The sequence below is a fragment of the Streptomyces sp. NPDC001515 genome (genome assembly GCF_053597115.1).
Genome location: NZ_JBSFHN010000005.1, coordinates 35,464 through 53,975, shown reverse-complemented (window position 1 = coordinate 53,975; position 18,512 = coordinate 35,464). Strand labels below are relative to the sequence as shown.

The window sequence follows — 18,512 nt, the reverse complement described above, 5'->3', positions numbered from 1 at the left end:
GCCGGACGCAGAGCGCCTGGCGCCTGTTCCCGCGGGTCCTGGGTACGGTGTCAGCTGATGGTCAGGACCTCGTCGACCGGCCTACGCGGTGTGACGGCTCCCGACGGGCCGTAGCCGAGCCGGAGCAGCATATGGACGAAGCCCGCGGCGGAGCCGGGGTCGCGCGCGAAGGACCGGAGTTCGGGCCACTCGAGAGGCTGCGACATGAGCGAGGTCGCGAGCCCATCCAGAGTGGCCCTCAGAAGTACGTGCTGAAGGGCCTGGCCTGCCCGCAGCCAGTCCACGGGCCTGTCCTTCACCGTGCCCAGCAGCGCTATCTGGGGTCGCTTCTCGAAGACGGCTTCGGCGCGGTGCGGCTCGCCGTGCAGAGTATCGAAGTCCCGCGTGGGAGCGCTGACACCGAACTGCCGCGGGCCGAATGCGGCCGTGGGGATCCCGTCGGTGCTCAGCCCGTCACCCGCCCTGCCGGTGCGTGTCCAGGCGGCGATCTCCTCACGCATCGAGGTACTGGCCGATTCGAAGAGCTCCGAGTCGTGGACGAGTTCCATGACGGTTTCCGTGTGCCAGGCTCCCGGGAAAGTGAGCAGGCACCCTTCCAGCTGCGCCGCTGCGGAGAGCCCGTCCAGTATCGCCGTCGGAATTCGTTCGTCGGAGAAGGGGAACCGGCTCGTGTGACGCTGCCGTACGGCCGGATGGAGCGCTGACAACTCCGTCTCGGGGGAGTCGGTCTCCTGAAGCAACACATCAGCCAGATGCCAGGAATCCGACGAGTGGGGAAGGAGCTTCAGTCGGGCAGCCCAGCGGCGGTGGGCCGCAGCGACGCGAAGATTGAAGAGCGCGGCTCCGCACCCCAGGTGCAGTCCGCGGTTCTCCGGGTCGCCGACCGGCATGGCCCGGACCGGGTCGCCGTAAACGGCGAGTACTCCCGTGCCGGAGGAGAAGACGAACTTCCAGGGCTGGGCGTTGTGCATGGACGGTGCTGTCACGGCGTCCTCAACCAGCGCCGTCACCACTGCCGCGTCGTCCTTGGCCGTAGACATGGGGGTGTCCTGTTCTCACTATGTGCTTATCGGCTTCACGGGCGGGTCTGCCTCAGGAACAGAAGCCGACCGACAGGTTCATGGAGGTACTGGTTGCGCATGAGCACCCCTTCTCACCTCCAGCGTCCGACGGAAACGCCGGACGCAGGAGAGGCCGAACGGTCCGTCGCCCGGACCGAAAGGTCGCGTTGCGGTGGTTCCTTTCGGCACGGCCGGGGCAGGAAGGAGCCTTTGGTACCTCTTCTCGCCCCGACCGGGCGCGGCATTCACCGAAAGCCTGCGGACGGCCCACGGCCCGGCCGTCCGCACACCCTGCACGGGGCCGCGAGGCATGCTCCCGCTCATGGGCTCGCGGCATCCCTCGGTCGGCCTCGTCGCCGTACCGGACAGGGGACGGGTGCGGGACGCGGAGGGCGGGGCGGATACCGCGGAGCGCGCGTCGCCTCCGTCGTGCACGGCCCGCACCGAGCTCACTGTCGGGTGATCACCATCCCCGCCGGGTGAGGCCGAGATACGCGTGCGCGGACTCCTCGCTCCCCGATGCCATGCGTCACCCGGAGTGACGCGAGGCACGCCCGAGATGATCCGACGGGCGGTCGGGCTTAGGTTGGGAGCACGCGCGTATCCGCGCTGTCCGGCCTCATCTGTCGGCGGAGGTGTCCCATGGGGCGGGGTGACCATGAGGACTCGGCGGCCAGGCTTCCGCGTCTGAGACTCGACGAGCTTCTGGCAGAGCTCCAGGGCCGTATCGATGAGGTGCGGGGAACCAGGGACCGCCTGAACGGACTGCTCGACGCGGTCATGTCGGTGGGAAGGGAACTCGATCTGCCACATGTTCTGCGCGGGATCGTCGAGGCCGCCGTCAGTCTGGTCGACGCACGGTACGGGGCCCTGGGGGTGATCGGGAACGACGAGCGGCTCGCCGAGTTTCTTCCCGTCGGCATCGACGACGAGGTGCGCGAACAGATCGGCGCTCTCCCCTCCGGTCACGGGATCCTTGGTGAACTGATCCGGCACCCGGTTCCACTGAGGCTGAGAGAGCTCTCGGAGCACCCTTCCTCGTACGGGTTCCCGGCCCATCATCCGCCCATGCGTTCCTTCCTCGGCGTGCCCATCCGGGTCCGGGACGAGGTCTTCGGGAATCTCTACCTGACAGAGAAGCGGGGGGCGCTGGACTTCGACGAGGAGGACGAGGCCGTCGTGTCCACGTTGGCCGTGGCAGCCGGCATCGCCATCGAGAACGCCCGCCTGTACGGGGAGGGGAGGCGCAGGCAGCAGTGGCTGGCCGCCAGTTCGGACTTCACGAGCGCGCTGCTGTCCGGTGCCGCCGAGGCCGAGGTGCTCGAAGGAATGCTGGAACAGGCCGTGGACATCGTCGGTGCCGATCTGGGAGCTTTCTATCTCGTCGGGCCGAACGGGGAGCTGGCCGGATCGATCGCTCTGGGGGAGGGGGCCGAGGCGCATCGAGGCATCGTTCTGCCGAACTGCCAGGGGACGCTCGCTGCTGAGGCGCTCGCGGGGGACGGGCTCGTCACCGTCGCGGACGTCGAAGCCGATGCCAGGATCACGCAGCAGCCGGAGAGATGGCAGGGCTTCGGGCCCGCTGTGGCTGTGACCATCGGAACCAAGGAGAAGTTGAGTGGGGTTCTGGTCCTCGCGCGACATCGCGGCAGACCGGTCTTCACCGGTGCGGAGGTCACCGCACTGCCGAGCTTCGCCGGGCAGGCAGCCCTGGCCCTCGAACTGGCCGACCGCCGCCGGGACGCAGAACAGATGAGTCTCCTGGAGGACCGTGACCGGATCGCTCGTGATCTCCACGACCTGGCGATCCAGCGCCTGTTCGCGACGGGCATGACGCTGCAGAGTGCCCGTCCGTTCGTCGAGCACCCCGAAGGTGCCGAGAGGCTGAACCGGGCCATCGACGACCTGGACGCCACCATCAAGATTATCCGGAGCACCATCTTCGGCCTTCGAGAACACGAGACGGCGGGAGGCCCCCCGAAGCTCAGATCCAGAGTCCTCCGGGCAGTGGACGACGCGCGGCGGCCCCTGGGGTTCGCACCGGCCGTGAGGATGGAGGGCTTGATCGATACGGAGGTGGCCGAAGAAGTGGCGGATCACGTGGTCGCGGTCATCGGCGAGGCGCTCAGCAACGTCGCTCGTCACGCGCGGGCGACTCAGGTCGAGGCGGCGGTCGTCGCGGATGCCGGAATGCTGACCGTGACCGTGACCGACGACGGCGTCGGGCTGCCCGAGGGAATCCGTCGGAGCGGTCTGCGCAACCTGGCCGAGCGGGCGGAGCGGCTGGGCGGGGCTCTGTCCGTCAGCCGGCGCCCGAAGCCTCACGGTGGCACGGTGCTGGAGTGGCGGGTCCCGCTGCTTCCGGAGGACGGCTGAACGGCATGCGCCTTCGTCCGAACGGTTGATGCTCTACGGCGTCAGGAACCTGTCACTTCTCCTGCGCCCTGTGCTCCCGCACCTCCGTGGCGATGACGGCAGCCTGAACGCGGCGTTCCACTCCCAGTTTCCCAAGGAGCCGGGAGATGTGATTCTTGACGGTCTTCTCGGAGAGATACAGCTGCTTGGCGATCTCACGGTTGGTGAGTCCCTCGCCGATGAGGTCGAGAACCGAACGCTCCCGGTCGGACAGCCCGGAGAGCCTCTCGTCCTCCGGGGTGCTGCCGGCCTCGGGACCCCTTACGGAGCGCAAAAGCCGGGCGGTGGTCTCGGGATCCAGCATCGACTGGCCCTTCGCGACGGTCCGAACGGCTGTCACCAGCTCCGAGCCGTTGATCTGTTTGAGCACGTACCCGGCGGCACCCGCCATGATCGCGTCGAGCAGGGCGTCCTCGTCGTCGAAGGAGGTCAGCATCAGGCACGCCAGGTCCGGCATGCGCGAGCGCAGTTCCCGGCACACCGTGATCCCGTCCCCGTCGGAAAGTCTGACGTCGAGCACGGCGACATCGGGCCTGAGCGCAGGTCCACGGGCCAGTGCCTGGGCGGCGGTGGATGCCTCGCCGATCACTTCGAGCCCCGGCGCGGAGTCCAGAAGGTCGCGCAGTCCCCTGCGGACCACTTCGTGGTCGTCGAGCAGAAAGACGCGGACCGGCGCTTCGGCCGGGACGGTCGATGTATCGGACATGTGCGCCCCTGGAGGTCGGTCGGCTCTCTGCCCCTCCTACGGGCATTGTCTCAGGGACGGGACCGGCGCACTCGGGAAGGCTTGGCACCCCGCCGCGGCGCTATGTCCGTGCCGAGGCGCCCGGCGGGTTCTCGTCAAGATCCATACGTACGTCCACCACGCCTTCGACAGCCCGGACAGCTCGGGCCAGCAGGGGGACCAGGGACCTGTCCTGCAGCGGGCCGCTGAGAGTGACGACACCGTCCTGCACCGCGGCATCGATCCGAAGCGGTGGTGAGATCTGCCCGAGCACGCTGTTCCGGATCTCCGTGGCGAGTTCCGTGTCCGGTCTGAGGAACACCTTGAGCAGGTCTCCTCGGCTCACCACTCCTTCCAGCAGTCCAGCGCCATCGACCACGGGCAACCTTTTCACCCGCTTGCGCGCCATGATCTGAGCGGCTTCGGCGATCGTCGCGTCCGGGTGAACCGTCACGGCAGGACTCGACATCAGATCCCCGGCCAGCACCGCACCCGCCTTCGAGCTCTCGTCGAGGTGCCCGGGGTGTTCGGGTTCACTCCGGGAAAACGCCTCCTTCGGCAAGAGATCGGCTTCCGACACCACACCGACGACACGGCCCTCGCCCGCGAGAACGGGCAGGGCGCTGACCCTCCACTCGGTCATCAGCTGGATGATCTTCTTGAACGGTGCACGAGTGCCGATCGCGACGGCGGTGTGGGTCATGACGTCGCTGACGGTGTACGGAGAATCACTCACACGCTCCTCCAGGTCTCGGTCGTACGTACCACATCTGTGCGGAAGCGCTGCACCTCCAGCTTCGGACGGCGGACATGGGCACAGACAGGGGCCGTTCTTCCCCGAAGGGGACCGGATGGGCGCGTGATCAGTCCTGCGGAACAACTGCGACCGGGGCCGGACAGTGGTGCAGAACCGCGTGGGCGACATGCCCGATCCGCGGCTTCCGCGGCCAATATCGTTTCGTTCGCCTGCCGATGACGACCAGCGACGCTGAGGCCCCGGCCTCGACGATGCGGCGCGAGGGCGATCCGATCTCCTCGTGCTGAATCACGGTTACGTCCGGGTGCTTCTTCGAATCCGACTCCAGCAGGGAGCGCATCATGTTCGCTCCTTCGGCTGCGCTATCGGCTCGCCGGAGCAGGCCTCCGCCTATGTCCTGCACGTAGCCCACCGGAGGGTTCCAGCTGTGTACGACCCGCAGGTTTCGGCAGCTTACGGACGCCGCTTCGAAGGCGAACCGCAGGACGCCATCGGTGGCGGGACCCAGGTCGATGGAGGCCACCACCGGTCCGTCGATGTCCCGTCGCCCCTCGTCCTGCACGCGCTGCGTCAGGCCTCCATCGTCGCGCGGCTGCACCCGTGCCTCCGGCCGCACGAGCACCACGGGCCGGTGCGAGTGGGCGACCGTCGCCATCGCGACGGATCCCATGACGAAGCCGACAAGGGCTCCGACGCCCGCGGTCCCGATGGCCAACAGCTCGGCCTCGGCAGCCTCTCTGCACAGCATCTCGGGGGGTGGCCCGGTGAGCTGCTGCGTACCTATCTCCAGGTCGGGAAATCGAGGCGCCAACTGGGCGGCGACTTCCCCGGGCAGGCGACGCGACCACTGCTCCGGCATTTCGGTTCCGGCGAGTGGGGCGTGGGAGTAGGGCTGCCATTCCCAGGCGCTGACCAGGCGAAGGGGAAGGTGCCTGATGCTTGCCTCGCGGGCGCCCCAGAAGGCGGCGGCGAGGCTTGCCGGTGTTCCGTTCAGGCCGACGGTCACGGGGCGTGGCACAGCGCACCTCCGAGTACGGTCGTGGTGCCTTGTTCCTCCACGATGAGGCGGCGCGGAGCCCCGGCGCATGAGCCGTCGAGGTCATGGCCCGGCCCGTTCGTCCCTTCTGCGGCGCCGTTCCCGTGGTCGGGATCGATTCGGGCGCCTCCGGAGCACATGCCTGAACGGAGGTGGGCAGCCGGCCGGGAGCGGGCGGCGGACAGCGAGCTCCGGCCTGTATGTGCCGACCGGTGACCGCCAAATGGGGCGGAGGACGGCTCCTGCCCCGGTGCGATGCCGCATGACGGTCCTCCTTGGAAGTACGCCGTTCGCTTTGCCTCCCACTCCGGTGCGAAGTCCGCACCCGTGGGGCGGGGGCGGAACGGGTCTGCGCGGGGGCTTTCGGCCCTTCGGAGGCTGCCGGCCGGTTCGCAGCGGCGCAGAGGGCCTTCGGTCCGAAAGGGTGCGGAAGCGAAGCCGTCGGGAGGGGTACGCATGGGGGCCGGTCGGCTCTCTTCCTGAGCGGACTCCGATGCGAGGCTGGGACTCGATCCACCTCGCACCGGGAAGGCGGTGGGGACGATGGATTTTCCCCTCGTGGTAGGAGTGGACGGGTCGGACGCCAGCCTCGTCGCGGTGGACTGGGCCGCCGATGAAGCGGCCTGGCACGGATGGTCGTTGCGCATTGTGTACGCCTCGTCGTGGGAGCGGTACGAGGGGGCCGCACCGACCGGGTCAACAGACCGGCCTGCCGACCAGGTCCTGGCGGAGAGCACTGTCGAGGCCGCCGGAGAACGGGCCGGCCGCCGCCGGCCAGGGCTCACCGTCACTACGGAGGTACTCGCCGAAGGCCCGTCGGAGGGTCTGCTCAGGGAGGGGGACGAGGCCGCCGTCCTGGCCGTCGGGTCTCGGGGGAGAAACGCCGTCGCCGACCTGCTTCTGGGCTCCGTGAGTCTCGTTGTGGCCGCGCGTGCCCACTGCCCCGTTGTTGTCGTCAGGGGCGACCGGCAGGCGCTGGAAGCCCGGCATCAGCGCATTTTGCTGGGCGTCGGGAGCGAAGACGTGAATTCGCCCGCTGTGCGGTTCGCGTTTCGCGAGGCATCAGTCCGGGACGTGGAGCTCGAAGTGCTCCATGCCTGGCGTCGGCCGGCGCACGAACCGGTCGAGCACCCCCTCCTCACCGGCGACGTCGCCGAGCACGCGCAGAGCGCTTCGGAGCTGCTCGACCGGGCCGTGGCCGCGATGGTGCGTGAACATCCTCGAGTGCGTCTGCGGAGGAGTCCGGTGGAGGGGGCCGCGCACAGGGTGCTGGCCCAGCGCTCGGCCGCCGCAGACCTGCTGGTCGTGGGCGCGCGACACAGGAGCCGGCTGGTCGGGCTGGAAATCGGCAAGGTGGCCCATCGAGCCCTGCACCACGCCTCGTGTCCCGTCGCCATCGTGCCCCGGGGCCGGGCTCCGTCCGGGGACGGAGATCCGTGAGCGTACCGGCCGGGTGGGCAGCGTGCGCCGCCCTGCGTGACGTCGAGGGTGTGTCTGGGGGTGGCGTGGCCGAAGGCCGTGAGGGCCGCCGCTGCGGTGTCGGCCAGGGGCTGCGCGCTTGACGCGGGATGGGCCGTGTTCCGGTACAGCCACGTCAAGCCGATGGGTGACGGGAGCGCGAGCCGCGAGAATCCTCCGGACAGCCGCCCCGACACGCGCCCCGTTGTACGCTGTCGAAACAGCCCTTGACCTGCAAAAAATGCGGGCAGGGAGCCTCTTTCTCAGGAGTACCTCATGATACGGACGATGTTCAAGTCCAAGATCCACCGCGCCACCGTCACCCAGGCCGACCTGCACTACGTGGGATCCGTGACGATCGACGCGGAGCTGATGGAAGCCGCCGATCTGCTGCCCGGTGAGCTGGTGCACATTGTCGACATCGACAATGGGGCCCGGCTGGAGACGTACGTGATCGAGGGGGAGCGGGGCTCCGGGGTGATCGGGATCAACGGTGCTGCCGCGCATCTGGTGCACCCGGGTGACCTGGTCATTCTCATCAGTTACGCGCAGGTGGAGGATGCCGAGGCGCGGGCGCTCGTTCCGCGTATCGTCCATGTCGACGCGGGGAACCGAATCGTCGGGCTGGGTGCCGACGCCTCCGCCCCCGTGCCGGGATCCGACACCGAGCGCAGTCCGCACGCCGTGCCCGCGGCGCGCTGACGCGCTCCATTCAGCGAGGGAGCATCCGCCATGGCAGAGCAGACCGGACCGATCACCCCGGAGATCCGGGACGACCGGGCGGCGGGCAAGCTGCTCGCGTACGTGGACGGCGAGGCCGCCGGGGTCATCGTCTACTTCGTGATGGACGGGACGCCCGCGGGGCTGGTCGCCGTGCACACCATCGTGGAGCCGGGACACGAGGGCAAGGGCATCGGTGGCGCCCTGGTCAGGGAGTTCTACGCGATGGCCGCACGCGAGGGTGTGCCCGTCGTACCGCTCTGCCCGTACGCCGCGAAGTGGGCCTCGCGCCACCCCGAGGAGGCACCCGCCCCGGCGGCGGAACTGGTCGAGCGGGCCAAGACACAGCTCCGCGCCCGTCCCGAGCTCTACTGACGCGCACCGACGCGCACCGACGTGTACGGACGCGTTCGGCGCCCCCGGGGATCGTGTTCCGGGGGCGCCGATAGCGTGGGGCGGATGAGCCTCGTTCTGCTGCATACCTCGCCGGTGCACATTCCGGTCTTCGATGCCCTGCGCGACGCCCGTCACCCCGGGCTCGACCTGCGCCACCGTGTGTACGAGGACCTGCTCGGCCGGGCGGGCGCCCTCGGGCCGGACGCGGTCGCGGAGGAGATCGAGGCCGTGGTCGCGGAGGCCTTCGCCACCGGGGCCGACGCGGTGCTCTGCACCTGTTCCACGCTCGGCGGCATCGCCGAGGCGGCCGGGGCCCGGCTGGGCCGCCCCGTGCTGCGCGTCGACCGGCCCATGGCGGCCGAGGCCGTACGGACCCGCCGGATCACCGTGCTCGTCGCGCATCCCGCCACGGTGGGGCCGACCGGCGCCCTGCTCGCCGAGGAGGCGCACCGGGCCGGAGCGCAGGACGTCGAGGTTCGGACCCTGGTGGTCGAAGGGGCCTGGGAGCGTTTCGAGGCCGGCGACCGCGACGGCTATCTGGACCGGGTGGCCACGGCGGCCGACGCGGTCACCGACGCCGATGTCATCGTGCTGGCCCAGGTCTCGATGGCGGGCGCGGCCGACCGGACATCCACCGGCATCCCCGTGCTGACCAGCCCCGGGGCCGGTCTGGACGCCGCAGCGGCCGTCGGACGCTGAGCCGGCCGGGGGAGGGGCGTCCACTCCACGTGTGGACTCGGCGGGCGCGGGCAGCCGCTCCGGGAGACGGTGGAAGAGATCCACCGATATCGACCGGAGGTCCGTGATGACCCACCCTTATCCCGACCCCGTTCCGCCGGCGCCGACCCCGGGCCCGATGCCGGGCCCGCCCCAGCCGTTCCCGGAACCCACGCCGGTCCCGCCCGGCCCCGCCCCGACGCCGCCCTCCCCGACCCCACCCGGACCGGCACCCGACCCGATCCCCCAGCCGCCCTCGCCCGACCCCGAACCGGTCCCGCCGCCCGAACCGGAACCCTCACCGGTCTGACCCGGGCCACCGCCCGGCACGGCTCCCGACCTCCGACCACGGGGGCGGGGGGCCTGCGGGCCGTCCGTGCACGAGCGGGCGCGCGTTCGGGCACCCGAGGACGAGGAACGTGCCCGCCTCCCCGTGTACGAGCGGGCGGGCGTGCGGGGCGGTCGGCCGCGGGGAGCGCGCCCACCGTGGGCGGAGCCCCCAGGGCCGCGGAAGCGGGACCGCCCATGGGCGGTCTCGCTCGCTGCCACGGCCGGGCACACCGACGGCACGCGCAACCCCGGCACCCGGGACCGGGGGCCGGCGGCTGTCCAGCAGCGGTTACGCCACCGAGTGCCCGGCGGATCGCCGGCCGTCCCGTCGGACGGGGCGGCGCTGCGCGACCGGACGGTCACGCGATGATCGGGACGACCGCCTCCGGGGTCAGCATGCGGAACGTGAACGACTGGTGGAAGTACAGCCGGATCTCCGTCGCGTCATGGTCCTGGTAGCCGATGGCCAGGTCCTCGCCCAGGCAGAGTTCGAAGTCGCCGCCCCGGGTGGAGAGCAGGACGCCGCCCTTCACGGCGGGGGCCCACAGGATCGGGTCCTCCAGGAGCCGGGCGAGATGGGTGAAGACGGGGTATCCGTGGTCGGAGGTCTCGGTCGCCTCGGTGTACGCGTCCGCGCCCAGGAGGAGACGGTACGGACCGTCGACACCGGCCAGCCGCAACTGGGTCAGGGCCTGGCTGATGGTGGCGGGGTAGGCGCGGGCGTCGGCGGGCAGCGGGAGCGCCGTATGCGAGGAGCCGTCGCGCAGGCCGGTGATGCCGGCCGCCGCGTACCCGTCGATGATCGCCATGTCCTCGGCGAACGCGCAGGTGCGTGCCGCGTCCTTGACCGGCTGCCAGTCGCTGTCGTCCGAGCCGCGCACCACGTCGTCGACGGCGGCCCGGGTCACGGTGAACGGGACCCGCCACTCGACGACCGGCATCGACGTACGGGCCTGCGCCAGGACGTCCGGCGTGGGCGGGTCGATGTCGCGCAGATGGCCGTCGCCCACCGCCGCCAGCGTCGGGCCCCCGGGGTCGCTGACGTCGACGACCCGGCGGGCGGCGAGATGGCGGCTGAACGTACGCCGGGCCTCTTCTTCGATCTGGTCCCAGGCGGCCTGGGTGATGGGGGCGAGTTCGCGGTGGAGGTTGTTCATCACTGGGCGCTTTCTTGCAGGCTGCCGATGCGCAGCGAACCGTCCCGGACCACCGGCGCGGCCACGGGCCCGCCCACCGGGGCGGACACCGGTTCCGGCCGGGGGAGGGATTCCGCGGCACCGGGCAACGGCGGCGGAGCGCCGAGGAAGTCGGCGCTCGGGGTGTGGAAGAGCGTGCCGGTGACCGCGGTCGAGAAATCGAGGATGCGGTCGTGGGTACCGGGCGGATCGCCCAGGAACATATTGCGGAGCATCCGTTCCGTGACGTCCGGATCGGCGGCGAACCCGATGAAGTACGTGCCGAACTCGCCCTGCCCGAAACTGCCGAACGGCATGTTGGCGCGCAGGATGTCGCGCTCCGTGCCGTCCGGGTCGGTGATGGTGTTGAGAGCGACGTGCGAGTCGGCGGGTTTCACGTCGTCGTCGAGTTCGACGTCGGTGAACTTCGTCCGGCCGATCACCCGCTCCTGCTCCTCCGTCGACAGCGCGTTCCACGCGGTCAGATCGTGGAGGTACTTCTGCACGATGACGTAGCTGCCGCCGGCGAAATCCGGGTCCTCGTCGCCCACCAGCGCCGCCGCGCGGGCGTCGTCGCCCACCGGGTTCTCGGTGCCGTCGACGAAGCCGAGCAGATCGCGGTGGTCGAGGTAGCGGAACCCGTGTGTTTCGTCGACGATCTTCACCGCGCCGCCGAGACGGTCCATGAGCCGCGACGCCCACTCCCAGCACACGTCCATCCGGTCGGCCCGGATGTGGAACAGCAGATCGCCCGGGGTGGCCGGGGCGTGGTGGCGGGGGCCGTGCAGTTCGCGGAACGGGTGCAGCGAGGCCGGCCGGGGGCCGGAGAACAGCCGGTCCCAGGCGCCGGAGCCGAAACCGGTCACACAGACGAGCCCGGCCGACGGGTAGCGGAAGTCGATCGAGCGGGCGAACGCCGCCAGGTCCGGCAGCGCCTCGTGCACGACCCGCTCGCCGCCGGGCTCGATCGTGGCGACCAGCACAAGGGCCGCGCTGGTCAGGGGCGAGACGACCGGCTGCGCCGCCGGTGCTTCCCCGGGAGTCTCGGACATGCGGCGGCTCCATGCGCTGGCTCGGCGACGACGGCGTGCGTCCGCGACCTCGTCGCGGACGAGGACGTCGGGACCCGCTGCCACTTACCCACGTCCCGGCCGCCACCGCATCCCGGCTCACCCGTTCGGGGGACCCCGGCCCCCGCCCCTCTTGAGTCTCCCCCCGGGGGAGACGGCAATGTGGGACCCATGAACGGCGACGCGCTTCTCTCGATCGGTGAGCTGGCCCGGCGGACCGGGCTCACGGTCAAGGCCGTGCGCTCGTACTCGGACCGGGGTCTCGTGCCGCCGGTCGAGCGGAGCCCGGCGGGCTACCGGCGCTACGGCCCCGAGGCCGTGACCCGGTTGCGGTGGGTGCGGACGTTGCGTGCGCTCGGGATCGGGGTGGCGACGATCCGGGACGCCCTGGACCGGGGCACCCCGCCCGGTGAGATCGCGCAGGCGCACGCGGCGGAGCTTGCCGAGCGGATCCGGGAGCTGGGTGCCCGGCGCGCCGTCCTGATGACCGCCGCGGCACGCGACGCGACCCCCGAGGAGTGGGAACTGATGCACCGACTGGCCGCACTGACCGAGGACGAACGCCGGGCGCTGACGGGGGCGTTCCTCGACGAGGTGTTCGGTGACCGGGGCCGGGCGCCCGGCCTGACGGGCATCGCCCGGTCGATGACGCCGCAGTTGGCCGAGGATCCCGCCGAGGCGGAGGTCGCGGCCTGGATCGAGCTGGCCGAGCTCTCCGGCGACGCCGCGTTCCGGAAGCTCATGGGCAGGATCGTCGGCCATCACGTCGATGACCGGGGCGCGCACGGCGAGGGCGTTTTGAGGCCGGACCCGGAGACGGTGGTGTGCGCTCTCGCCGCTCCGGCGCACGGGGAGGGCGTCGATCCCCGGTCCGCGCGGGCGCGGTCCGTGGTGGACGCGGTGACGGCCGCGTACGCCGCCCACTGCGGGCGCCCCGACGACGCCGCGCTCCGCCGGCGGCTGCTGGACCGGCTGGAGACCGCGCACGACCCTCGGCGCGAGCGGTACGCCGAGCTGCTCGCCGTGGTCAACCGCTGGCCCGCCCCGGACCCGCTCGGCCCGGAACTTGCCTGGTTCCAGGAGGCGTTGCGTGCCCGTACGGTCGGCTGAGAAGGGCTGAGCCGACCGTACGGCCGGCTGAGGGGCTCAGCGGTCCGCACGGCCGGCTGAGAGGAGGCCCGCCGGCTACCAGCCCCGCCCCGCCCGCAGCAGATGCTCGCTCACCCGCTCGACGTGCGGGTTGGTGGAGGCGCCGGGCCTGCGCACCAGATAGCCCGTGTTGATCGGCGGGTCCTCGGGGTCGGCGAGCAGGACCAGCTCGCCCGAGGCCAGCTCCTGGACGCAGAGGTAACGGGGGAGGACCGTGAAGCCGGTTCCCGCGCGGACCACGGCCAGCACGCCGCGCAGATCGGGCACGGTCACGGCCGCAGGCCGGGTGAGGCGCCGGCCGAAGACATGGCGCCAGTAGCGACGGGCGATCGGCAGGTCCTCCGCGTACGTCACCAGCGGCAGCGCGTGGAGGGCGGCCGGGCCGTCGGCGGCGACGGCAGGTGCGCCCCCGACGCGGGCGGCGGTCTCCGGGGCCGCGACCAGCACGAACTCCTCGTCCATCAGCGGGTCCGCGCTCAGCGCGCGCCCGCGCGGCCGGGTGGTGGCGATCACCAGGTCGTGGTGGCCCGCGCGCAGCTCGTCGAGGAGCGGGTCGGTGAGCCCCGGGGTCACCCGCAGCCGTACGCCCTCGGCCACCAGCGGTGCGAGCGCCGGCAGCGCGCGTGCGCAGAGCAGCTCGGCCGGTCCGGCGAGCTGGACGGGGCCCGGCTCCGGCGGGGTGCCGGAGGCGTCGTCGCCGGTCACCGCCGCGAGGGCGTCGAGCGGGGCGCCGACGCGGGAGGCGAGGGAGTCCGCGTACGGCACCGGGACCACGCCCCTGGCCCGCCGTTCGAACAGCTCACGTCCCACCTGCTGTTCCAGGGACCGGATCTGGGCGGTCACGGTCGGCTGGGACAGCCCGAGCAGACGGGCCGCCCCGGTGAAGGAACCCGCGCGGTGGACGGCCAGAAAGGTCCGCAGGAGCGGGAGATCCAGCGGACCGGAGGCAGCCGTCTGCCGCATTCCCGTCATCCCATCGGATTCCCTATCGCTCACGTCATCGATCCTATTGGAGGACCGGCGGTCTCGGGCCGTACGGTCGACGGCGTCGGCGCGCGGGCGGACCACCGGTGGGCCGCCCGTCGCACACCACGCCGGGGCGTCGCGCGTTCCGGCCCACCGAGAGGCATGACATGGCAGAGATCCTTTTCGTGATGACCGGTTCCGACCACTGGACCCTGGCCGACGGCACGGTGCACCCGACCGGATTCTGGGCGGAGGAGGCCGTCGCCCCGTACGAGCGGTTCACGGCGGCCGGGCATCGGATCACCGTCGCCACGCCCGGGGGCGTGGTGCCCGAGGTGGACGCGGGGAGCCTGGGCGCCGAGGCCAACGGGGGCCAGGAGAGCGCCGACCGGGTGGCGGCCGCGCTGGCCGCGATGAGCGAACTGCGGACCCCGCTGAAGCTGGAGGACGTCGACCCGGCGGACTACGCGGCCGTGTTCTACCCGGGGGGCCACGGCCCCATGGAGGACCTGGCGGTCGACGCGGACTCCGGCCGGCTGCTGGTGCGGGCGCTGGACTCGGGGACGCCGCTCGGCGTCGTCTGCCACGCCCCCGCCGCTCTGCTCGCGGCGGTGCGGGGGGACGGCGGCAACGCCTTCGCCGGATACCGGCTCACCGGATTCACCAACGCCGAGGAGCGCCAGGCCGGTTTCGCGGACCGGGCCAAGTGGCTGCTCCAGGACCGGCTGGTGGAGGTGGGCGCCGACTTCCAGGAGGGCGAGCCGTGGGCCCCGCACGTGGTCGCCGACCGCACGCTGATCACCGGTCAGAACCCGGCGTCGTCCGCCCCGCTCGCCGACGAACTGCTCAAGCGGATCGCCTGACAACCGGACGCGGGGGAGGCCGCCGGCCGGCTCACGGGCGGCCCGGCTCCTTCCGTGACGGAGCGCGGCGGGGCGTCCCCCGCGCCGTCCGCCGCGGCAATCTTCAAGACTGGGCAATGGTCTAGGCCAACACGTTGACGTGAATGCGTCACGCTTCGATTCTGGCGGAACCTTCTTCCGACAGGAGCCCCTATGAAGCGTCTTCGCGCTCTGCTCTGTGGTGCGGCCACGGCCGCGCTGGCCACCGCGGGCCTCGCCGCCTTCGCCGCTCAGCAGGCTTCGGGAGCCTCCGCAGCCGACACCGCGCTCAGCACCCGCTGGTACGCCGCCGCGCCCTATCTGATGCCCCACGACAACAACCCGCCCGACGCGGGCGCGATCATGGACGCCTCCGGACTGAAGGCGTTCCAGCTGGCGTTCGTGCTCGCGCCGAACGGGGGAGGGTGCAGCCCGACCTGGGACGGGACGTCGCCCGTCTCGACCGACACCGCCGTGGCCTCCGTCATCGGCGCCATCCGGGCCAAGGGCGGGGACGTCTCGGTCTCCGCCGGCGGCTACGGGGGCACCAAACTCGGCCAGACCTGCCCCGACGCCGCGTCCACCGCCGCCGCGTACCAGCAGGTCATCACCAAGTACCAGCTGAAGGCGATCGACTTCGACCTGGAAGAACCGGAGTACGAGAACACGGCGGCCATCGCCCGCGAGATCGGCGCCGCCAAGATCCTCCAGCAGAACAACCCCGGCCTCTACGTCTCCGTCACCACGGCCGCCACCGCCGACGGCACCGGCTGGTTCGGCAAGCAGATGCTCAACGAGGCCAAGGTGCAGGGATTCACGCCGAACAACTTCTCCATCATGCCCTTCGACGGCGGCTTCAACGGGGCCGCGGCCCAGACGAGCGCACTCACCCACTTCAACGCGATCCTGCGCTCCACCTTCGGCTGGGACGAGGCCACCGCCTACGCCCACGAGGGCTTCTCCGGGATGAACGGCCGCAGCGACACCGGCGAGTACTTCACCCAGGCCGACTTCCAGACCGTGCTGGACTTCGCCACCACCCACCACATGGACCGCTTCACCTTCTGGTCCCTCAACCGCGACCGCCAGTGCAGCCCGCCGGACAACAACGGCAAGACCTCCGGCACGTGCAGCAGCGTGGTCCAGTCCGACTGGGACTTCGCGAAGTACGCCGTGCGCTTCGCCGGCGTCACCCCGCCCACCACCACGCCGCCGACCACACCCCCGCCCACCGGCACCTGCACCGCCGCCGCGTGGAACAGCGGATCCGTCTACACCGGAGGCGCCACCGTCTCGTACGCGGGCCACACCTGGAAGGCCAAGTGGTGGACCCAGAACGAGATCCCCGGCTCCACCGGTGAGTGGGGGGTCTGGCAGGACCTCGGGAGCTGCTGACCCCCTCCCGCCCGGCCCGGAGGAGCGAACGGTGCCGCTCCTCCGGGCCGTCGCGGGGCCCGTCTACAGTGGGCCGCATGAGCAACCGCTGGACGGAACTGACCGGAGACACCTCGGGAGAGGACTACGCCGCCCGCTTCGCGGCCCTGGCCCGCAGCGGCAAGGACGTCCACGGCGAGGCGCGCCTCTGCGCCGCCCTCGCACCCGCGGGCGCCCGTGTCCTGGACGCCGGCTGCGGCACCGGCCGGGTGGCCCTCCGGCTCACGGAACTCGGATACGACTGCGTCGGCGTGGACGTCGACCCCTCGATGCTGGCCGTCGCACGCGAGCAGGCCCCCCACCTGCCCTGGTTCCACGCCGACCTCGCCACGTTCGACCCGGCCGCCCTCGGTATCGCCCCCGGCTTCGATCTCGTCGTCGCCGCGGGCAACGTCATGGCCCTCCTCGCCCCCGGCACCGAACCCGCCGTCGTCCGCCGCCTCTCCGCCGCCCTGCGCCCCGGCGGCCTCCTCGTCGCCGGCTTCGGTCTGGACGCCGCCCACCTCCCCGTCCCGCCCGCCCTCACCCTCGCGGACTACGACGCCTCCTGCGCCGCCGCCGGCCTGACCCCTCTGGACCGCTTCGCGACCTGGGACGCCGCCCCGTACGAGGGCGGCGGCTACGCGGTGAGCGTCCACCGCCGCCCGGACGGCACGGGCTGAGCCGGGCGCACCCCGGCTCCCGTCAGCGCTCCACCTCGCTCCGGTCCCCGCCCCACAGCGTGTGGAAGGTGCCCTGCCGGTCGGTGCGGTGGTACGTGTGCGCGCCGAAGTAGTCGCGCTGGCCCTGGGTCAGGGCGGCGGGCAGGCGGTCGGCGCGCAGGGAGTCGTAGTAGGCGAGGGTGGCGGCGAAGGCGGGGGTGGGGACGCCCTGGGCGGCGGCGGTGGCGACGACCGCGCGCCAGTCGTCCTGGGCGGCGGCGATCTCCTCGGCGAAACCCCGGTCGGAGAGCAGGCTCGGCAGGTCGGCCCGCTTCTCGTACGCACGGGTGATCCGGTCCAGGAACGCGGCCCGGATGATGCAGCCGCCCCGCCAGATCGCGGCGACCCTGCCGAGGTCGATGCCCCACGCGTACTCCTCGCTGCCGGCCGCGATCTCGTGGAAGCCCTGCGTGTAGGCGACGATCTTGGACGCGTACAGCGCCTGCTCGACGCGGTCGGCGAAGGCCGCCGCCTCGTCCGCGCCGAGCGGGCGGGGCGACGGCCCCGCGAGGTGGCGCGAGGCCTCGCGGAGCGCGGCGTGGCCGGAGACCGAGCGGGCGAAGACCGCCTCCGCGATGCCCGAGACCGGGACACCCAGGTCCAGGGCGATCTGGACGGTCCAGCGGCCGGTGCCCTTCTGCTCGGCCCGGTCGAGCACCACGTCCACGAAGGGGCGGCCGGTCGCCGCGTCGACGTGCGCGAGGACATCGGCGGTGATCTCGATCAGATACGAGTCCAGGCGCCCGGTGTTCCACGTACGGAAGATCTCCGCGATCCGCGCGGGCTCGTACCCGGCGACGTCGCGGAGCAGTTGGTACGCCTCACCGATGAGCTGCATGTCCGCGTACTCGATGCCGTTGTGCGTCATCTTCACGAAGTGACCGGCACCGTCCGGGCCGATATGGGTGACGCACGGGGCGCCGTCGTCGGCCTTCGCGGCGATCCGCTCCAGCATCGGCCCCAGCGCCGCGTACGACTCCTCGCTGCCGCCCGGCATGATGCTCGGCCCGTTCAGCGCGCCCTCCTCGCCGCCGGAGACGCCCGCGCCGACGAAGTGGATCCCGCGTCCGCGCAGCTCCTTCTCCCGGCGACGGGTGTCCTCGAAGTGCGCGTTGCCGCCGTCGACGATGATGTCGCCCTCGTCCAGCAGCGGGGCGAACTCCTGGATCACCGCGTCCGTCGCCTCGCCCGCCTTGACCATCACCACCAGCCGGCGCGGGCGCTCCAGCGCCGCGACGAACTCCTCGGGGGTGTGCGCCGGGACGAACTCCCCCTCCTCACCGAACTCCGCGACCAGCGCGTCGGTCTTCGCCGCCGTCCGGTTGTGCACCGCGACGGTGTAGCCGTTGCGGGCGAAGTTGCGGGCCAGGTTCCTGCCCATCACCGCGAGCCCGGTGACGCCGATCCGCGCAGTGCCGCTCATGTGTCCACACCTGCCATCCGTGGGGGGAGGCGGCGGTGCCGCCGGGGGGAGGCGCGCGGGGCGCGCCGCGCTGTCCAGTATGGATACCGGGACCCGGGA

17 protein-coding genes are annotated in these 18,512 nt (G+C 71.7%); 9 read left to right on the top strand and 8 right to left on the bottom strand.

The genetic code is table 11. The annotated features are described in order from the left end of the window. Positions 1 to 50: 50 nt before the first annotated feature. Positions 51 to 1,040, bottom strand: a complete 990-nt coding sequence (locus tag ACWCXC_RS08000; protein WP_450887346.1) for an Acg family FMN-binding oxidoreductase — start codon at positions 1,038 to 1,040, stop codon at positions 51 to 53. Positions 1,041 to 1,703: 663 nt separating this feature from the next. Between ACWCXC_RS08000 and ACWCXC_RS07995 the strand changes: the two genes are divergently transcribed. Further along, on the top strand, positions 1,704 to 3,437 hold the full coding sequence (locus tag ACWCXC_RS07995; protein ID WP_450887344.1) for a GAF domain-containing protein: 1,734 nt from the start codon (positions 1,704 to 1,706) through the stop codon (positions 3,435 to 3,437). Between the two features lie 52 nt (positions 3,438 to 3,489). Here ACWCXC_RS07995 and ACWCXC_RS07990 read toward each other — a convergent pair whose 3' ends face one another. The 3 genes from ACWCXC_RS07990 to ACWCXC_RS07980 form a co-directional block, all read right to left on the bottom strand. Beyond that, a complete protein-coding gene (locus ACWCXC_RS07990; RefSeq protein WP_450887342.1) occupies positions 3,490 to 4,182 on the bottom strand; it encodes a response regulator in 693 nt (230 codons plus the stop codon). 100 nt (positions 4,183 to 4,282) lie between these two features. Beyond that, positions 4,283 to 4,936: a CBS domain-containing protein gene (locus ACWCXC_RS07985; RefSeq protein ID WP_450887340.1), complete on the bottom strand. Its 654-nt coding sequence runs from the start codon at positions 4,934 to 4,936 to the stop codon at positions 4,283 to 4,285. Between the two features lie 127 nt (positions 4,937 to 5,063). Continuing rightward, a complete protein-coding gene (locus ACWCXC_RS07980) occupies positions 5,064 to 5,963 on the bottom strand; it encodes a universal stress protein (RefSeq protein WP_450887338.1) in 900 nt (299 codons plus the stop codon). A gap of 573 nt (positions 5,964 to 6,536) precedes the next feature. Between ACWCXC_RS07980 and ACWCXC_RS07975 the strand changes: the two genes are divergently transcribed. The 4 genes from ACWCXC_RS07975 (at position 6,537) to ACWCXC_RS07960 (ending at position 9,266) form a co-directional block, all read left to right on the top strand. Then, on the top strand, positions 6,537 to 7,433 hold the full coding sequence (locus ACWCXC_RS07975) for a universal stress protein (RefSeq protein WP_450887336.1): 897 nt from the start codon (positions 6,537 to 6,539) through the stop codon (positions 7,431 to 7,433). Positions 7,434 to 7,727: 294 nt separating this feature from the next. Next, the gene (panD, locus tag ACWCXC_RS07970) at positions 7,728 to 8,153 is read left to right on the top strand and encodes an aspartate 1-decarboxylase (RefSeq protein WP_450686367.1); all 426 of its coding nucleotides are present in this window, start codon (positions 7,728 to 7,730) and stop codon (positions 8,151 to 8,153) included. 30 nt (positions 8,154 to 8,183) lie between these two features. Continuing rightward, positions 8,184 to 8,546 carry a GNAT family N-acetyltransferase gene (locus ACWCXC_RS07965; RefSeq protein ID WP_450686366.1) on the top strand — a complete coding sequence of 121 codons (363 nt, stop codon included), beginning with the start codon at positions 8,184 to 8,186 and terminating at the stop codon, positions 8,544 to 8,546. Positions 8,547 to 8,630: 84 nt separating this feature from the next. Then, positions 8,631 to 9,266, top strand: coding sequence for an arylsulfatase (locus tag ACWCXC_RS07960; protein ID WP_450887333.1), 636 nt, complete (start codon positions 8,631 to 8,633; stop codon positions 9,264 to 9,266). A gap of 707 nt (positions 9,267 to 9,973) precedes the next feature. On the opposite strand, the gene ACWCXC_RS07955 is transcribed toward ACWCXC_RS07960, so the two are convergent. Continuing rightward, the gene (locus ACWCXC_RS07955) at positions 9,974 to 10,771 is read right to left on the bottom strand and encodes a family 1 encapsulin nanocompartment shell protein (RefSeq protein ID WP_450887331.1); all 798 of its coding nucleotides are present in this window, start codon (positions 10,769 to 10,771) and stop codon (positions 9,974 to 9,976) included. Beyond that, positions 10,771 to 11,841 carry a Dyp-type peroxidase gene (locus ACWCXC_RS07950; protein WP_450686300.1) on the bottom strand — a complete coding sequence of 357 codons (1,071 nt, stop codon included), beginning with the start codon at positions 11,839 to 11,841 and terminating at the stop codon, positions 10,771 to 10,773. The genes ACWCXC_RS07955 and ACWCXC_RS07950 overlap by 1 nt, the downstream gene beginning before the upstream one ends. A gap of 189 nt (positions 11,842 to 12,030) precedes the next feature. On the opposite strand from ACWCXC_RS07950, the gene ACWCXC_RS07945 reads away from it, so the two are divergent. Next, positions 12,031 to 12,969: a MerR family transcriptional regulator gene (locus ACWCXC_RS07945; protein ID WP_450887329.1), complete on the top strand. Its 939-nt coding sequence runs from the start codon at positions 12,031 to 12,033 to the stop codon at positions 12,967 to 12,969. A 75-nt stretch (positions 12,970 to 13,044) separates the two neighbouring features. On the opposite strand, the gene ACWCXC_RS07940 is transcribed toward ACWCXC_RS07945, so the two are convergent. Beyond that, complete coding sequence (locus ACWCXC_RS07940; protein ID WP_450887327.1) at positions 13,045 to 13,971, bottom strand: LysR family transcriptional regulator; 927 nt, start codon at positions 13,969 to 13,971, stop codon at positions 13,045 to 13,047. A gap of 170 nt (positions 13,972 to 14,141) precedes the next feature. Here ACWCXC_RS07940 and ACWCXC_RS07935 point away from each other — a divergent pair, with 170 nt between their 5' ends. The 3 genes from ACWCXC_RS07935 to ACWCXC_RS07925 all read left to right on the top strand — a co-directional run bounded on the left by ACWCXC_RS07935 (position 14,142) and on the right by ACWCXC_RS07925 (position 16,951). After that, positions 14,142 to 14,837, top strand: coding sequence for a type 1 glutamine amidotransferase domain-containing protein (locus ACWCXC_RS07935; protein ID WP_450887325.1), 696 nt, complete (start codon positions 14,142 to 14,144; stop codon positions 14,835 to 14,837). A gap of 192 nt (positions 14,838 to 15,029) precedes the next feature. Further along, a complete protein-coding gene (locus tag ACWCXC_RS07930; protein ID WP_450887323.1) occupies positions 15,030 to 16,250 on the top strand; it encodes a chitinase in 1,221 nt (406 codons plus the stop codon). Between the two features lie 77 nt (positions 16,251 to 16,327). Next, positions 16,328 to 16,951: a class I SAM-dependent methyltransferase gene (locus tag ACWCXC_RS07925; protein ID WP_450686054.1), complete on the top strand. Its 624-nt coding sequence runs from the start codon at positions 16,328 to 16,330 to the stop codon at positions 16,949 to 16,951. Positions 16,952 to 16,973: 22 nt separating this feature from the next. Here the strand turns inward: ACWCXC_RS07925 and gndA are convergent, their stop codons facing one another. After that, entirely contained in the window at positions 16,974 to 18,413 is a 1,440-nt protein-coding gene (gene gndA / locus ACWCXC_RS07920; protein WP_450686055.1) for an NADP-dependent phosphogluconate dehydrogenase, read from the bottom strand. Between the last annotated feature and the right edge of the window lie 99 nt (positions 18,414 to 18,512).

Excerpts from the sequence above, each read along its gene's own strand:
- ACWCXC_RS07940 (WP_450887327.1), bottom strand. The coding sequence starts at position 13,971 with ATGCGGCAGACGGCTGCCTCCGGTCCGCTGGATCTCCCGCTCCTGCGG.
- ACWCXC_RS07935 (WP_450887325.1), top strand. The coding sequence starts at position 14,142 with ATGGCAGAGATCCTTTTCGTGATGACCGGTTCCGACCACTGGACCCTG.
- gndA (WP_450686055.1), bottom strand. The coding sequence starts at position 18,413 with ATGAGCGGCACTGCGCGGATCGGCGTCACCGGGCTCGCGGTGATGGGC.
- panD (WP_450686367.1), top strand. The coding sequence starts at position 7,728 with ATGATACGGACGATGTTCAAGTCCAAGATCCACCGCGCCACCGTCACC.
- ACWCXC_RS07990 (WP_450887342.1), bottom strand. The coding sequence starts at position 4,182 with ATGTCCGATACATCGACCGTCCCGGCCGAAGCGCCGGTCCGCGTCTTT.
- ACWCXC_RS07975 (WP_450887336.1), top strand. The coding sequence starts at position 6,537 with ATGGATTTTCCCCTCGTGGTAGGAGTGGACGGGTCGGACGCCAGCCTC.
- ACWCXC_RS07925 (WP_450686054.1), top strand. The coding sequence starts at position 16,328 with ATGAGCAACCGCTGGACGGAACTGACCGGAGACACCTCGGGAGAGGAC.
- ACWCXC_RS08000 (WP_450887346.1), bottom strand. The coding sequence starts at position 1,040 with ATGTCTACGGCCAAGGACGACGCGGCAGTGGTGACGGCGCTGGTTGAG.
- ACWCXC_RS07965 (WP_450686366.1), top strand. The coding sequence starts at position 8,184 with ATGGCAGAGCAGACCGGACCGATCACCCCGGAGATCCGGGACGACCGG.
- ACWCXC_RS07960 (WP_450887333.1), top strand. The coding sequence starts at position 8,631 with ATGAGCCTCGTTCTGCTGCATACCTCGCCGGTGCACATTCCGGTCTTC.
- ACWCXC_RS07945 (WP_450887329.1), top strand. The coding sequence starts at position 12,031 with ATGAACGGCGACGCGCTTCTCTCGATCGGTGAGCTGGCCCGGCGGACC.
- ACWCXC_RS07950 (WP_450686300.1), bottom strand. The coding sequence starts at position 11,841 with ATGTCCGAGACTCCCGGGGAAGCACCGGCGGCGCAGCCGGTCGTCTCG.
- ACWCXC_RS07995 (WP_450887344.1), top strand. The coding sequence starts at position 1,704 with ATGGGGCGGGGTGACCATGAGGACTCGGCGGCCAGGCTTCCGCGTCTG.
- ACWCXC_RS07930 (WP_450887323.1), top strand. The coding sequence starts at position 15,030 with ATGAAGCGTCTTCGCGCTCTGCTCTGTGGTGCGGCCACGGCCGCGCTG.
- ACWCXC_RS07955 (WP_450887331.1), bottom strand. The coding sequence starts at position 10,771 with ATGAACAACCTCCACCGCGAACTCGCCCCCATCACCCAGGCCGCCTGG.